Origin of the sequence: Saccharopolyspora phatthalungensis (assembly GCF_014203395.1) — a bacterium.
Classification (GTDB): Bacteria; Actinomycetota; Actinomycetes; order Mycobacteriales; family Pseudonocardiaceae; genus Saccharopolyspora; species Saccharopolyspora phatthalungensis.
This window is the reverse complement of sequence record NZ_JACHIW010000001.1, coordinates 3,948,218-3,962,730: the sequence shown is the minus strand read 5'-3', so window position 1 is coordinate 3,962,730 and position 14,513 is coordinate 3,948,218. Positions and strand designations below refer to the sequence as shown.

Below are 14,513 nucleotides of genomic sequence, written 5' to 3'. Positions count from 1 at the left end.
TCCTTGCGCCACAGCAACACGCCCAACCCCATGAGTGCTCAAACTGGGATGCGCCGCCTCCGGTATGCGCGGCCCAGGCTCAGAGCATGGGCATCAGGGTGCGGAGCTCGTACGGCGTGACGTGGCTGCGGTAGGAATTCCACTCCTCGCGCTTGTTGCGCAGGAAGAAGTCGAACACGTGCTCGCCGAGGGTTTCCGCCACGAGCTCGGACGACTCCATTTCGGAGAGCGCCTCGGTGAGGTTTTGTGGCAGGTTGGCGTAGCCAGCCGCCTTGCGCTCCCGCTCGGTCAGCCCCCACACGTCATCCTCGGTGGCTGGTGGCAGCTCGTAGCCCTTCTGCACGCCGCGCAGCCCGGCCGCGAGGATCACCGCGTAGGCCAGGTACGGGTTGCAGGCCGAGTCCAGGTTGCGGACCTCGACGCGCCGGGACGACGCCTTGCCCGGCGAGTACATCGGCACCCGGACCAGCGCGGACCGGTTCGCGTGGCCCCAGCAGACCGCGGTCGGGGCCTCGCCACCGACGACCAGCCGCTTGTAGGAGTTCACCCACTGGTTGGTCACGGCGCTGATCTCGCGGGCGTGGTGCAGGATGCCGGCCACGAACGCCCGGCCGATGTCGGAGAGCTCGTACGGGTTTTCCGGGTGGTAGAAGGCGTTTTGGTCGCCCTCGAACAGGCTGAAGTGGGTGTGCATGCCGGAGCCGGGCTGCGCGCTGAACGGCTTTGGCATGAACGAGGCGCGCACGCCCTGGGTGATCGCGACCTCCTTGACCACGTACCGGAAGGTCATCACGTTGTCGGCCATGGTCAGCGCGTCGGCGTAGCGCAGGTCGATCTCCTGCTGGCCGGGCGCGCCCTCGTGGTGGCTGAACTCCACCGAGATCCCCATCGCCTCCAGCGTCTCGATGGCATTGCGCCGGAAGTGCGGCGCCGCGTCGTGGCTGGCCTGGTCGAAGTATCCGCCCGAGTCGGCGGGCAACGGCTCGCTGCCGTCGTCCGGCAGGTTCTTCAGCAGGAAGAACTCGATCTCGGGATGCACATAACAGGTGAAGCCGGACTCGGTGGCCCGGGCCAGGGTGCGACGCAGCACGTGTCGCGGGTCGGACCAGCACGGTGAGCCGTCGGGCATGTGGATGTCGCAGAGCATCCGTGCCGAATAGTGCTCACCGTCCGGGGTCTCCCAGGGCAGCACTTGGAAAGTGGCGGGGTCCGGCTTGGCGACCATGTCCGATTCGTAGACCCGGGCGAAGCCCTCGATGGCCGAGCCGTCGAACCCGATGCCCTCGGCGAAGGCACCCTCCAGTTCGGCGGGCGAGATCGCCACCGACTTGAGCATGCCGAGGACATCGGTGAACCACAGCCGCACGAAGCGGATGTCACGTTCCTCCAAGGTGCGGAGCACGAACTCCTGCTGGCGGTTCATGCTCGCAGCCTAAGAGTTCCCTCGGTGAATCGCGTAACTGGTCCATGAACCTCCCGCTACCTGCCTGGTCGGGGCCGTGCGCACGCCGAGCCGCAAAGCGGTCAAAGCGCGCACGGCCCTGCCGCTCAGCCTGAGGTGCAGCGGGCGCCTTCCGCCGGGAGGGTCAGGTCGACCAGGTAGTTCGTGGCCGCGTCGTCCACGCAGGAAATGCCCTGCAGGAAGGCCGTGTGCTGGGTGCCTTCGAAGGTCAGCAGGCGGCCGTGCAGGGCTTGGGCGAGCTTGACCCCGGACACGTAGGGCGTGGCCGGGTCGCCGGTGGTGGAGATGACCAGGACCGGCGGCAGCGCTCCCACCTGCGGCTGGGTGGGCTCGCCGCTGACCGGGACCGGCCAGAACGCGCACAGGTCGCGCGCGGCGCTCGGCGGGCTGCCGTTGTCCAGGAACGGCGCCACCTCTCGGTAGCGGCGGTCGGCCTCGCGGACCCTTGCCGGGTCTTCGACCCGCTGGTCATCGACGCAGTGCACGGCGTCGAACGCGTCGGTGGTGTTGGAGTACCGTCCGCTGGAGCCGCGGCTGTAGTAGTTGTCCGCGAGGGACAGCAGGCTCCGGCCGTCGCCCTCGCGGAGCTGGGCCAGCCCGTTGTCCAGCTGGTCCCACAGGCTGGGTGCGTACAGCGCCTGGATCGCCGCCATCGAGGCGTCCTTGTAGGACAGTTCACGGCCGGTGCCCGCCGGGGCAGGCCGGTTCACCAGCGGGCGGGTGATCTGCTGGAAAACGGCGACCGCATGCGACGGGTCATGGCCCAGCGAGCACTGCTGGCGCTTGGCGCACCAGGCCGCGAAGTCGTTGAAGGCGCGCTGGAACCCGGCTCCCTGCGCGACTAGCTGGTCGGAGGTGGACTGGCCGGGGTCGATCGCGCCGTCGAGCACCATCGCCCGCACGTTGCCGGGGAAGTTCTCGGCGTACCCCGCGCCGATCCGGGTGCCGTAGGAGAAGCCGAGGTAGGTGAGCTTCTCGTCGCCGAGCGCCGAACGCAGCACGTCGATGTCCTTGATGACCTCGCGGGTGCCGACATTGGCGAGCATCTTGGTGCTGGTGCGCTCGGCGCACTTGCCCGCGTGGTCGCGCTCCTCCTGCTCGGTCTGGGCGACCCCGCTCGGCGAGGTGTCGGCATCCGAGTCAAGCCGCTCGGCGTCGCGTTCCTGGTCGGTCAGGCAGTGCACGGTCGGCTCGGACGCGCCGACCCCGCGCGGGTCGAAGCCGACCAGGTCGAACCGCGCGCCGAGCTCGGACTGGGAGACCGTCGAAGCCAGGCTCGCTGCCGTGCCCATCCCGGATGCGCCTGGTCCACCGGGGTTCATCACCAGCGAACCGATCCGCTGGCCCGGATCGGTCGCCGGTTTCCGCAGCACCCCGATCGTGATCGTCTGCCCCTGGGGGGCGGCGTAGTCCATCGGGACTTCCAGCCGCGCGCATTCCAGGCCGGTGTTCCGGTAGGCCGCCTGTTCACTGTCAGTTCTGGCGTATGGGGCGCAGGGCCCCCATGACAACGTTTGTCCGTAGTACCGCTCCAGGCCGGCCGGCACGGGCCCGACCGGACCCTTGCGCTCGGTGTGCGGCTGCAGCGGTTGGGCTTCATGCACAGGGGCGTTACACGCGGCGCCACCCAGCAGGACCACCGCGGAGAGCACGAGCAGTAGGCGGTTCACTACTGAATCGTGACATGGTCCGAGCGGCTCGGCTCACACCGGGCACGACATCGGGCCGTCGCGTGCGTAAAGATGAGTGCATGCCCCAGCTGCGTATCGCACTCGCACAGGTCAACGCATGCGTCGGTGATATCGCCGGCAACGGTTCGATGGTCTTGGACTGGACTCGCCGGGCAGTCCAAGACGGTGCTCACCTGGTCGTTTTCCCGGAAATGATGCTTTCCGGCTATCCCGTCGAGGACCTCGCGCTGCGTAAGTCCTTCGCCGCCGCGAACCTCGCCGAACTGGAGGCGCTCGCCCGGCGCTTGCAGGATTCTGGCTGCGGGGATGCGCTGGTCGTGGTCGGTCACCTGGACCGCGACGACGAAGGCCCACGCAACTCGGCGTCGCTGCTCTACGGCGGCGAGATCGTCGCGACCTACCACAAACACCACCTGCCGAACTACGGCGTGTTCGACGAGGCGCGCTACTTCGCGCCCGGCTCCACCCTGCCGATCGTGCGGCTGCACGGCGTGGACGTGGGCGTGGTCATCTGCGAGGACATCTGGCAGAACGGCGGCCCGGTGACGGCGCTGGGCAAAGTGGGCGTAGACCTCGTGGTTTGCCTCAATGGTTCGCCTTACGAGCGCGCCAAGGATGACGTGCGCACGCCGCTGGTCACCCGTCGGGCCGCCGAGGCCGGTGCGCCGATTGCCTACGTCAACCTGGTCGGTGCGCAGGACGAGCTGGTCTTCGACGGCGACTCGATGGTCGCCACGCCGGACGGCGAGATCATCACGCGGGCGCCGCAGTTCACCGAGCACCTGATGGTGCTGGACCTGGACCTGACCGCGGGCGGGTACACCTCGACCACGGTGCCCGCCGAGCCCGGCCCGATGCGGACGCCTGCCTTTGACGTTGAGCGGATCGTGCTGCAGCCGGAGCCGCTGCCGCGCTACGAGCCGTTGGCCGCGTTGCCGCCGGCCGAGCCGCTCGACGACGCGGCCGAGGTGTGGTCGGCGCTGGTCACCGGGCTGCGGGACTACGTGCAGAAGAACGGCTTCCGATCGGTGACCTTCGGGTTCTCCGGCGGGATCGACTCCGCGGTGTGCGCCGCGCTGGCCGCCGACGCGCTCGGCGCGGACGCGGTGCACGGGGTGTCGATGCCGTCGAACTACTCGTCGGAGCACTCCCGCTCGGACGCCGCCGAGCTGGCGCGGCGGATCGGCTGCCACTTCGAGGTTCACCCGATCCCAGACATGGTCGACGTCTACGTGCGGGGGCTGGGGCTGACCGGGCTGGCCGAGGAGAACGTGCAGGCCCGCTGCCGGGGCGTGCTGCTGATGGCGTTGTCGAACCAGCGCGGACACCTGGTGTTGGCCACCGGGAACAAGACCGAGCTGGCGGTGGGTTATTCGACGATCTACGGCGACGCGGTGGGCGCGTTCGCGCCGATCAAGGACGTGCCGAAGACGCTGGTGTGGAAGCTGGCGAAGTGGCGCAACGCCGATGCGGAAAAGCGCGGCGAGGTACCGCCGATCCCGGAAAATTCGATCACCAAGGCGCCGTCGGCCGAGCTGCGGCCGGACCAGGTGGACCAGGATTCGCTGCCGGAATACGACGTCCTGGACGTGGTGCTGGATGGCTACGTGGAAGGGGATCGCAGTTACGCGGACCTGATCTCCGACGGGTTCGAGGCCGAGCTCGTCGAGCGGGTGCTGCAGATGGTGGACCGCGCCGAGTACAAGCGCCGGCAGTACCCGCCGGGCACCAAGATCACGTTCAAGGCGTTCGGGCGGGACCGGCGGCTGCCGCTGACCAACCGCTGGCGCGAGATCGCGCCCTAGGCAGCCCTCACGGTTTCGGTTGGAGCTACGGTCGACGCCGTGGTCGTGGTGAACGCTCACGACCGCAGAAGGAGGCGAGACCGTGTGGGTTGTGCACGGGTTGTGCACTGCGGACGGACGGCTGGTGCTGTGGGCGGAGGATTCCGGGCTCCCGCAACGGGTGCCCGGACGTGCCCCGCGTGGCCCGGTGGCGCACCCCTTCGCGGTGCCTGGCGAGGCGCTGCGGGACGCTCTGCCGGGCGAAGCGCTCAAGGTCGATTCGGTTCGGCTCCGGCTACCGTCCTACGCCTCCGCCCCGGTCACATCACCTGAGCTGGTGCGGGATCCGCTGACCGCCGGACCGGCACCGCGCGGGAAACTGCGGTTGCGGGAGTGGCTGGTCCCGGCCGTTTCGTGCGCTCCGGCAGCGGTGCGCGCACTGCTCGACGACGAGATCCCCGGATGTCGGCTCGGGGCCTCCGCGCACTTCCTGCGCAACGTCGCCGGGTTGGCCGAGCAGATGGTGTCGCAGGGACGGGTGCTGCCCGCGCTGGTCTTCGAGGCGCAGCGGCCTGCGGCGCGCTGGCGGCCGTCGTTGTCCGGCACGGATTCGGCGCGCTTCGTGGCGCTGCGCGAGGCGATGCCACCGGCGTTTCGGTGCGAACGCGGCGCTCCGCCCGCGGAGGTCCTTCGTGCGGCGCTGGACACGCTCGTTGACGGCATCACCCGCAGCCGCGTCGCCGATGTCGAACTGCCGGGCGGCCGGAGCGCGGCCGCGGCGTGGCTGAACGCGCTGATCGACGAGCCTCGGTTCGACGCCAATCCCGAGAAGCTGCGGAAGCTGGCCAGTCAGCTGGACTCCTGGCACGCCAGCGGTGCCCACGAGAGCCCGGTGCGAACCTGCTTCCGGTTGCACGAACCGGAGGATGACGACGCGCAATGGCGGTTGGAATTCCTGCTGCAGGCGGTGGACGACCCCAGCGTCCTGGTGTCGGCGACCGAGGTGTGGCGGGAAGGGAGCCGGGTACTGCGGCGCTGGGTCGCGCAGCCGGAGGAGTTGCTGCTGGCCGACCTCGGCAAGGCGGGCCGCGTCTTCCCGGGACTGGACCAGGCGCTGCGCGTCGCGCATCCCACCGAGTTGTTCCTGGACGCGACCGGCGCGTACGAGTTCCTCACCCGCGCGGCGCTGCTGGATCAGGCGGGTTTCGGCGTGCTGCTGCCGTCGTGGTGGGGCCGGACGCAGCAACTCGGTCTGAAACTGACCGCGAGCAGTGCCGGGACGGCGGGCGCGGTGACGAAGGAATCCGGCCTCGGCATGGACGCCGTGGTCGACTATCGCTGGGATCTCGCCCTTGGCAACGAGCAGTTGACCGAGTCGGAACTGGCGGAGCTGGCCGCCGCCAAGGTTCCGCTGGTGCGGCTGCGCGGCAAGTGGGTCCAGGTGGACCGCAAGCGGCTGGCCGCCGGGCTGGAGTACCTGGAGCGCGCCGGGAGCGGGCGGATGACCGCGGGCGAGGTGCTGCTGCAGGCCGCGCTGCACCCCGACGACGAGGACCGGGAGGGCGAGGACCGGCCGATGCCGGTCGTCGAGGTGACCGGGCACGGATGGCTCGGTGATCTGCTGTCCGGCCAGGTCGACCAATACCTTGAACCGGTGGAGCCGCCGGAGAGCTTCACCGCGACGCTGCGCCCGTACCAGGCTCGGGGCCTGGCCTGGCTCGCCTTCCTGGATCGGCTGGGGCTGGGCGCCTGCCTCGCCGACGACATGGGGCTCGGCAAGACCGTGCAGCTGCTGGCGCTGGAAGCGCTGGCCCGCTCGGCGGGCTCGCGCGGTCCGACACTGTTGGTCTGCCCGATGTCGGTGGTCGGCAACTGGCAGCGGGAGGCCACCCGGTTCGCGCCGTCGCTGCGGGTGCACGTCCACCACGGCGTGAGCCGGCTCAGCGGCGCGGCCCTCGTGGACGAGGTCGGCGGGCACGACCTGGTCATCACGACGTATCCGCTGGCCGCACGGGATTCGACGGTGTTGCGGGAGATCCGCTGGGACCGGGTAGTGCTCGACGAGGCGCAGAACATCAAGAACAGCGCCTCGCGCCAGGCGAAGGCGGTGCGCGGCCTGTCCGCCCGGCAGCGGATCGCGCTGACCGGCACGCCGGTGGAGAACCGGCTCGCCGAGCTCTGGTCCGTCATGGATTTCACGAATCCCGGCGTGCTCGGCTCGCTGAGCACGTTCCGGGCGCGGTTCGCGGTGCCGGTGGAACGCGACGGCGACACCGACGCCGCTGCCCGGTTGCGGCGCATCACCGGCCCCTTCGTGCTGCGCCGAGTCAAGACCGACCCGGCGATCATCAGCGATCTGCCGGACAAGATCGAGATGAAGCAGCTGTGCAACCTCACCGCCGAGCAGGCTTCGCTGTACCAGGCGGTGGTCGACGACATGCTCGCGCGCATCGACAACAGCGAAGCCATGGAACGTCGCGGACTGGTGCTGGCGACGATGTCCAAGCTGAAGCAGGTGTGCAACCACCCGGCGCAGCTGCTCGGTGACGGTTCTGCGCTGCCCGGCCGGTCGGGGAAATTGTTGCGGCTGGAGGAAATCCTCGAATCGGTGCTGGCCGAAGGCGACAAGGCACTGTGCTTCACGCAGTTCGCCGGGTTCGGCGGGATGCTGGTGCCGCATCTGTCGGCGCGGTTCGACACCGAGGTGCTGTTCCTGCACGGCGGCACCCCGAAGAAGGCCCGCGACGCGATGGTCCAGCGGTTCCAGTCCGAAGACGGGCCGTCGATCTTCCTGCTGTCGCTCAAGGCCGGCGGCACCGGGCTGACGCTCACCGCGGCCAACCACGTCATCCACCTGGACCGGTGGTGGAACCCGGCGGTCGAGGACCAGGCCACCGACCGGGCGTTCCGGATCGGCCAGCGCCGGGACGTACAGGTCCGCAAGCTGACCTGCATCGGCACCCTGGAGGAGAAGATCGACCGGATGATCGAGGACAAGAAGGCGTTGGCGCAGCTGGTGGTCGGCTCCGGCGAGACCTGGCTGACCGAGCTGTCCACCCGCGAGTTGCGCGACCTGATCGCGCTGGACGCGGAGGCCATCGGTGAATAGCTGGCGAGGATTTCCCCCTGCCGCCAAGCCCATCCGGGTCGAGGGCGGCATCAAGGCGCGCAGCAAACGCGGCGAGATCGCGCAAACCTGGTGGTCGCGGCGGTTCATCGAGGTGCTGGAATCGTTCGGCATGGGCGGTAGGCTGCAACGCGGCAAGCGCTACGCCCGCGCCGGACAGGTGCTCAACCTGACCCTGTCGACCAGCGTGGTCGTCGGCTTGGTGCAGGGGTCGCGGCCGGAACCGTACCGGGCGCGGATCGCGATCAAGGCGTTCACCGCCGCCGAATGGGAGCGGATCGAGCGGGAGCTGGCCGGGCAGGCGCTGTACGCGGCGAAGCTGCTGGCCGGGGAGATGCCGACGGACATCGAACGGATCTTCGATGAGGTCGGGCTCCAGCTCTTCCCGGTGACGATGCGGGAACTGACGATGGATTGTTCCTGTCCGGACTGGGAAATCCCGTGCAAGCACCTGGCGGCGGCTTGCTACCTGCTGGCGGAATCCTTCGACGAGGACCCGTTCCAGATCCTCGCCTGGCGCGGCCGGGGGCGCGAAGAACTCCTGGACCGGCTGCGGGCGTTGCGCGGCACCGTCGCCGGCCCGGCGGCCAAGGAACCGGACGACGCGGCGCCGCTGTCGGAGTGCCTGGAGACGTTCTGGACGGCCCCGGAACCTTTGGCATCGGCGACCGGCCCGGAGCCGGAACCCACGGTGCCGGACGCCTTGCTCGACGAGTTGGAACCGCTTCCGGTGAAGATCGGCAACACCAACGCGGTCGAAGCACTCCGGCCCGCCTACCGCGCGATGTCCCGTCCGTGAGCGGGGTGGCCGTTCCCCAAACGGGTATCCGGAATTGTCCACAGTGGGCACATATATTCACAGATCTTCCGAACCACGATGACGGCGACAGGCTGGGAGGGAGGCACCCCCAGTTGCCTCCCTCCCGCGCTCCCACGCGCTCCCGGTCATAAGACGCACGGGAGGCCGTTCGGTTGTCTGCGGGTTTTCCCATTTTTGCCAGAAGCCGGATCGGGCACCTGCGTCAGTCGACGACCCGTTCCAGCAGGCGGACCGTCACCTCCTCGCCGGCTTGCTTACCGATCGCGTTGCGGACGTCTGCTTTCACCGGCAGCTTGTGCGTGCCGTCGCCGAGGGCCATGAACGAGCTCCGGAACGGGTGGCCGTCGATGGTGCCCCGGACCTTCACCAGGCCCCGGGTGCCGAAGTACTCGACCGACCGGGGCCAGATGACGTAGGTCCAGCCGCCCCGGTTGGGGCTCTTCTGCAGCGTCGCGGTGAATTGCTCGTCCATCGTTTCCACTCCTTCGCCAAGCCATCTCCTGAACAGGCAGACCGCTCGCGACGACAGAACTCATCGCGCCCGCCCTCCGCGGGCCCTGGTTTTCGCGGATCCGAGCCGCTATGCATGATCAATGGGGATCGAAAGGCAGGCGTCATGCGGTGGAAGAAGTTCGGGTTGGCCGTGGCGGGCGTCCTCGGGTTGAGTTCGGCGTGCTCAATGACTCCGGCCGCGCCCCAGCAGCCCGGGGCGAGTCGGTTGGACGACATCATCCAGCGCGGCGAGCTGCGGGTTTGCAGCACCGGGGACTACCGACCGTTCACCTACCGGGACGCGACGGGAGCCTGGAGCGGGATCGACATCGACATGGCGCACGACCTCGCGGGCAAGCTCGGGGTCAAGGCGACGATCGTGCCCAGCACCTGGAAGACGCTGGTCACCGACTTCGACGCGCGGTGCGACATCGCCGTCGGCGGAGTGTCGATCACCCTGGAGCGGGCGAAGCAGGCGTTTTTCAGCACGTCCTACGTGGTCGACGGCAAGACCCCGATCACCCGCTGCGAGAACGCCGCGCGGTTCCAGACGTTGCAGCAGATCGACCGGCCCGGGGTCCGCGCCATCGTCAACCCCGGCGGCACCAACGAGCAGTTCGCCAAGCAGCACCTCAAGCAGGCCACCATCGTCGAGCACCCGGACAACAACACGATCTTCCAGCAGGTCCTGGACGGCAGGGCCGACCTGATGATGACCGACGCCGCCGAAACCAGGTGGCAGTCCAAGCAGCACCCCGAGCTGTGCTCGGTGCACCCCGAGCAGCCCTTCACCTTCACCGAGAAGGCGTACCTGCTGCCCAAGGGCGACGTGGTGTTCCAGCAGTGGGTAAACCAGTGGCTCAATCTCGCGCTGCACGACGGCACCTACGCGCGCATCAGCCGGCCCTGGATCGGTTGACGCTCCCGCAGCGGCCAGTCGCCCGCACTGTGACATTGGCCCTCGATGTCTGCCGGTGCGATGGCGCCCGTGGGACGCTTTCCCACGCAACCATCCGACACGACCCGGGGACCCGCGGCGCGGGCCTCGAGGAATAGGACGGTCAACGATGACTGCTGCTCAGAACCAGGGCGAGACGGCGGCGCCGTACGGCTCCACGCCGACCAAGCGGCGGGTCCGCATCCATCACCTCCAGCAGCTGAAGGAGCGCGGCGAGGCCTGGCCGATGCTCACCTCCTACGACATGTACACGGCGCGGATCTTCGACCAGGCCGGCATCCCGGTCCTGCTGGTCGGCGACTCGGCCGCCAACAACGTCTACGGCTACGAGTCCTCGCTACCGGTGACCGTGGACGAACTGTTGCCGCTGGTCCGCGCCGTGACCCGGTCGGTCGAGCGGGCACTGGTGGTGGCCGACCTCCCGTTCGGCTCCTACCAGGCCTCGCCGGAGCAGGCGCTGGCCACCGCGACGCGGTTCATGAAGGAGGGCCGCGCGCACGCGGTCAAGCTGGAAGGCGGCCGCCGCTATGCGCCGCAGATCGAGATGCTGGTGTCGGCGGGCATCCCGGTGATGGCCCACATCGGCTTCACGCCGCAGAGCGAACACGGCCTCGGCGGCTACCGAGTGCAGGGCCGCGGCGACCAGGCCGACGAACTGCTGGCGGACGCGCTCGCGGTGCAGGAGGCGGGCGCGTTCTCGGTGGTGCTGGAGATGGTGTCGGCGGAGGCGGCCAAGCGGGTGACCGGTGAGCTGCACATCCCGACGGTCGGCATCGGCGCGGGCCCGGACTGCGACGCACAGGTGCTGGTCTGGACGGACATGTCGGGCCTGAACACTGGTCGAACGGCGAAGTTCGTCAAACGCTACGCCGACGTGGGCGGCATCCTGGCCGACGCGGCTACTCGTTTCGCCGACGATGTCCGCGGTCACCACTTCCCGGCCGCGGAACACACCTTCCACTGACGCGGCGCCGGGGTGCGCGGTTTGCTGCCGCGCCCCCGGCCCAGTCAGGGATTCGGGCCGACGCAGGCGAACCTCGCCCAGGATTCGACCGGCGGCGGGCCCGCGAGACGGCGCCGGACGTCCTCCAGCTGGTTCAGGATCTCGTTGAGCCGCTCGGGCGCCCGGACGAACTCCAGCACCGCCCGGTAGAACGCGCTGCGCATCGTCGCGGGCATCAGATCCGAGGCGTCGAAGCAAAGCCCCCGGCCGGATTGGCCGATCTCCTCGGCGATGCGCAGGTCCACGTCGCCACCGGGGCGGTCGGCATAGAGCCTGCCGCCGAGGAAATTCCGGTTGATCGAGTACACGCTGCCCTCCCGGTGCCCGGCCAGGATCCGCTGCCCCTCGGTGGAGGCCAGGAACTGCATGAATGCGTTCGCCCCCGGCGAGTCGTTGAACATCACGGCGAGGTCCGCCGAGACGATGGACGGTTGCGACAGCGGCGGGAACCGGAAGAAGTCGAAGTCCTTACCCGCCACCGGCGCCGTCCCGTCGGGGCGGGTCGCCTGGTACTGACTCTTCAAGAACGATCCGGCGTGATCGAGAGAACACCGCTGGGGCTGCTCGAACATGCCCCGACCCGCATCGCTGAAGTCCGTCAGCAGCGCCGCCGGAGCGCCCGATCGGGAGTCGGCCAGGACCTCTCCCCCATCGCGCCAGACGGTTTTCATCTTCTCGTCCGTCCAGCGCATGCGGCCCTGGGCGAACTCCGTGTAGTCGACCGGCCCGTACTTCTTCAGCAGGATGTCCTCGATCCAGTCGGTGCCCGGCCAGCCCGAGACCGGCGGTGCCCCCATCCCCAGGCACCAGCCACCGGACGCACGCCCCAGCGCGAGCATTTCCGCCCAGCTTTCGGGTTGAATCGGGGCTCCGTTTCGCCGATACCACACGATGCTCTTCAGGTCCGCCTTGGCGACGACCGCGAAACGCTTCTCCGCATTGCCGAGACCCTGCACCCATTCCCAGAAGATCGCGTAGGGCAAGGGGCCCTCGTTGCCGTAGGTCATCGGCAGCTCGACCAGCCGGGGTTGGTCGAGTGGAGCGTCGGCGTAGCGCTGCAACTCCGCCGGGCTCGGCACGATCGCGATGTCCGGCGGCGCGCCCTTCTGCACGTCGGCGAGCAAGACCTGTTCGAGGGCCCGGGTCCCCTGGTAGTCGACACGGAACCGGAACCCGTACTTTCGCTCGAACTCCGCCGCCAGTGCGCGGAACTGGGCTTCTTCCTGGCCCGTCCACGACGCCAGCACCGTGATGCTCTCTCGCTGCGAAGGCGCGTCCGCAGGTCCGGCGCAAGCCGGGACTAGCAGCGCCAGGACCGTGACCAGCAACCACTTGCAGCTGCGCATCATCGCTTCCCGTATGAGTATTCGTCGAGGCGAGGCCAGAATCCCGTCACGACGAGTCCGGCGATCAGGACGCTCAGCCACGGGATTCCGGTCTCCAGCCACGCTCCGGACGCCTTGGGGGTCAGCCGCACGTTGACGGACCGGTCGGTGGGCCGGTCCGCGACACCGACCCCCGCGCGGGCCGACCGATCGGGCATGGTCGGGCCGCACTCGCCGGTTCCGGTTCGGCAATGCGCATCAGCCATCGCCAGAAGCGTCCGGTGCGCCACCATTTCACCGTCGGGTTCTGTCAGCACCTGCCGAAGCGCGCTGTTGAAGCCCGCGATGTCCGCGTCCGTTTCGTCGACGACGTCACCGATGAAGACGCTCAGCACGACCACGGCGATCGCGGCGAAAAGCACTCCGCCGAGCAACCGCCGGAAACGCCAGACGATGAAGACGTGACCGGCCACCAAGAACGCGCACAGGCCGGCCATCCACGCCAGCCAGGCGGCGGTCTCGGCCTCGGTGACCTCGCCCTCGCCCACCTGCCGGTGCAACGCATCGGCCTGCAGGCCGCGGAGTTCGCCGAGCTTCTCGACGATGCCGCCGTGCGGGTCGTGCAGTTGCCGCCAGGCATTCCACAGCGCGACGGTACCCATCAGGTGGTCGTCGGCCCGAAAGTACGCGCCGGCCTGGCTGATGGAATCCGAATAGGACGCGAGCAGGCTCTCGACCGTCTGCAGCGACTCGGTCCCGGGCTGCCCGACGGCGTTGACCTCGGCGGCATGCGCCAGGCTCTGACTGGCGATCGCCATCTGGTTGTAGTACTCCTGGCCGGGCCCGGTCAGCGGCGCACCACCGGAAGCGAAAGCGGCCACGGCCGCCTCGTTCGCGGTGATGAGCGCATTCCTAGCCACCTGCACGTCGACGATCATCGGACCGAGGCGATGGCGCAGCGCAGTGGAGACGTCATGCGCGCTGCGGAAGTACACCAGCGACGGCTCCATCGCCACGAACGTCAACACCACCGAACAAACCGCTAATGTCCACAGTGCTCCACGCGTCGTCCTGATCCAGGCCAAGGCGGCCCCGCGACGGTCACCAACCCAGCGCCAACCTGCCCCGGACCAGGCGGTGCCCCACCGCCACGCCATGCGGTCAGCACGCACGATCGCGGTCCGCGGCGTCACTAGGAGCACCGGAGGGCCTGAGCACGGGAGTCCCAACGCGACCCGCGGCTATCACGTCGTCCGGGCTGATCTGATCCGCCGCGACCAGCAGGCTCAACCGCCGCAAGCTGTCGTTGTCCCCGGTCCGGCGGGCCCGCCTGCAGGCTTGCGCCCAATACCGGCCGGCATCTGCCAGATCACCGGACTCGTAGGCCGTGCAGCCGGCCCAGATCGCGTCGGCGAGGTCGCGCTGACTGCGGCTGATGCGCGAGCCACCGGGGAACCTGGTCCAGTGCACCTTGACCGCCCGGACCGGGCCGGTCGGCCGGGGGCGATCGGGCTCCCCGTGCACCAGATCAACGACCGCGGCCTGAAGATCTTCGCCATCCGGGCCATCGCGCAGTTCGAATTCGACCTCGTACTCTCGAATTCCGGACCAGCCCGCGCCGAGCGGCACCTCGACACCGCCGCCGGTGCGGATGGCCCCCGCGTCCGAGTACGCGGGCGGGTCGACCCGTCGCACGGCACGAACCGCCCTCGCCAGCCGCAGCCGGATCCGGATCCGCAGCTCGTCTCCCGGGCTCGGGACGCGCACGACCATCCGCGTCCGCAGGCGGCGCGCCGCCGGAGGCAGGAACGGGTTGTGCCGCAACACCAAATCGGGCTGTTCAGCCATCTC

The 14,513-nt window shown here is 69.2% G+C and carries 11 protein-coding genes; 5 read left to right on the top strand and 6 right to left on the bottom strand.

All coding sequences use genetic code 11. The features are described from left to right. Positions 1-79: 79 nt before the first annotated feature. Both glnA and BJ970_RS18235 read right to left on the bottom strand, forming a co-directional pair. Positions 80-1,423, bottom strand: a complete 1,344-nt coding sequence (gene glnA, locus BJ970_RS18240) for a type I glutamate--ammonia ligase (protein ID WP_184727360.1) — start codon at positions 1,421-1,423, stop codon at positions 80-82. Positions 1,424-1,548: 125 nt separating this feature from the next. Next, the gene (locus tag BJ970_RS18235; protein WP_184727359.1) at positions 1,549-3,132 is read right to left on the bottom strand and encodes an alpha/beta hydrolase; all 1,584 of its coding nucleotides are present in this window, start codon (positions 3,130-3,132) and stop codon (positions 1,549-1,551) included. An 80-nt stretch (positions 3,133-3,212) separates the two neighbouring features. Here BJ970_RS18235 and BJ970_RS18230 point away from each other — a divergent pair, with 80 nt between their 5' ends. From BJ970_RS18230 to BJ970_RS39525, 3 genes are all read left to right on the top strand, one after another. Next, on the top strand, positions 3,213-4,958 hold the full coding sequence (locus tag BJ970_RS18230) for an NAD+ synthase (RefSeq protein WP_184727358.1): 1,746 nt from the start codon (positions 3,213-3,215) through the stop codon (positions 4,956-4,958). 82 nt (positions 4,959-5,040) lie between these two features. After that, the gene (locus tag BJ970_RS18225) at positions 5,041-8,046 is read left to right on the top strand and encodes an SNF2-related protein (RefSeq protein ID WP_184727357.1); all 3,006 of its coding nucleotides are present in this window, start codon (positions 5,041-5,043) and stop codon (positions 8,044-8,046) included. Beyond that, entirely contained in the window at positions 8,039-8,863 is an 825-nt protein-coding gene (locus tag BJ970_RS39525; protein WP_184727356.1) for an SWIM zinc finger family protein, read from the top strand. Before BJ970_RS18225 ends, BJ970_RS39525 begins: the two co-directional genes overlap by 8 nt. 223 nt (positions 8,864-9,086) lie before the next feature. Here the strand turns inward: BJ970_RS39525 and BJ970_RS18215 are convergent, their stop codons facing one another. Beyond that, positions 9,087-9,356 (bottom strand): DUF1905 domain-containing protein, encoded by a 270-nt coding sequence (locus BJ970_RS18215; RefSeq protein WP_184727355.1) that lies wholly within the window; start codon positions 9,354-9,356, stop codon positions 9,087-9,089. A gap of 144 nt (positions 9,357-9,500) precedes the next feature. Between BJ970_RS18215 and BJ970_RS18210 the strand changes: the two genes are divergently transcribed. Beyond that, a complete protein-coding gene (locus BJ970_RS18210; protein WP_221467219.1) occupies positions 9,501-10,295 on the top strand; it encodes a transporter substrate-binding domain-containing protein in 795 nt (264 codons plus the stop codon). A 148-nt stretch (positions 10,296-10,443) separates the two neighbouring features. After that, entirely contained in the window at positions 10,444-11,298 is an 855-nt protein-coding gene (gene panB, locus BJ970_RS18205; RefSeq protein ID WP_184727353.1) for a 3-methyl-2-oxobutanoate hydroxymethyltransferase, read from the top strand. Between the two features lie 44 nt (positions 11,299-11,342). Here the strand turns inward: panB and BJ970_RS18200 are convergent, their stop codons facing one another. The 3 genes from BJ970_RS18200 to BJ970_RS18190 all read right to left on the bottom strand — a co-directional run bounded on the left by BJ970_RS18200 (position 11,343) and on the right by BJ970_RS18190 (position 14,510). Continuing rightward, a complete protein-coding gene (locus tag BJ970_RS18200) occupies positions 11,343-12,683 on the bottom strand; it encodes an ABC transporter substrate-binding protein (RefSeq protein WP_221467218.1) in 1,341 nt (446 codons plus the stop codon). Continuing rightward, complete coding sequence (locus BJ970_RS18195; protein ID WP_184727351.1) at positions 12,683-13,693, bottom strand: GlnX family signal transduction membrane protein; 1,011 nt, start codon at positions 13,691-13,693, stop codon at positions 12,683-12,685. The genes BJ970_RS18200 and BJ970_RS18195 overlap by 1 nt, the downstream gene beginning before the upstream one ends. Positions 13,694-13,823: 130 nt before the next feature. Then, on the bottom strand, positions 13,824-14,510 hold the full coding sequence (locus BJ970_RS18190; RefSeq protein WP_184727350.1) for a hypothetical protein: 687 nt from the start codon (positions 14,508-14,510) through the stop codon (positions 13,824-13,826). Positions 14,511-14,513: the final 3 nt, after the last annotated feature.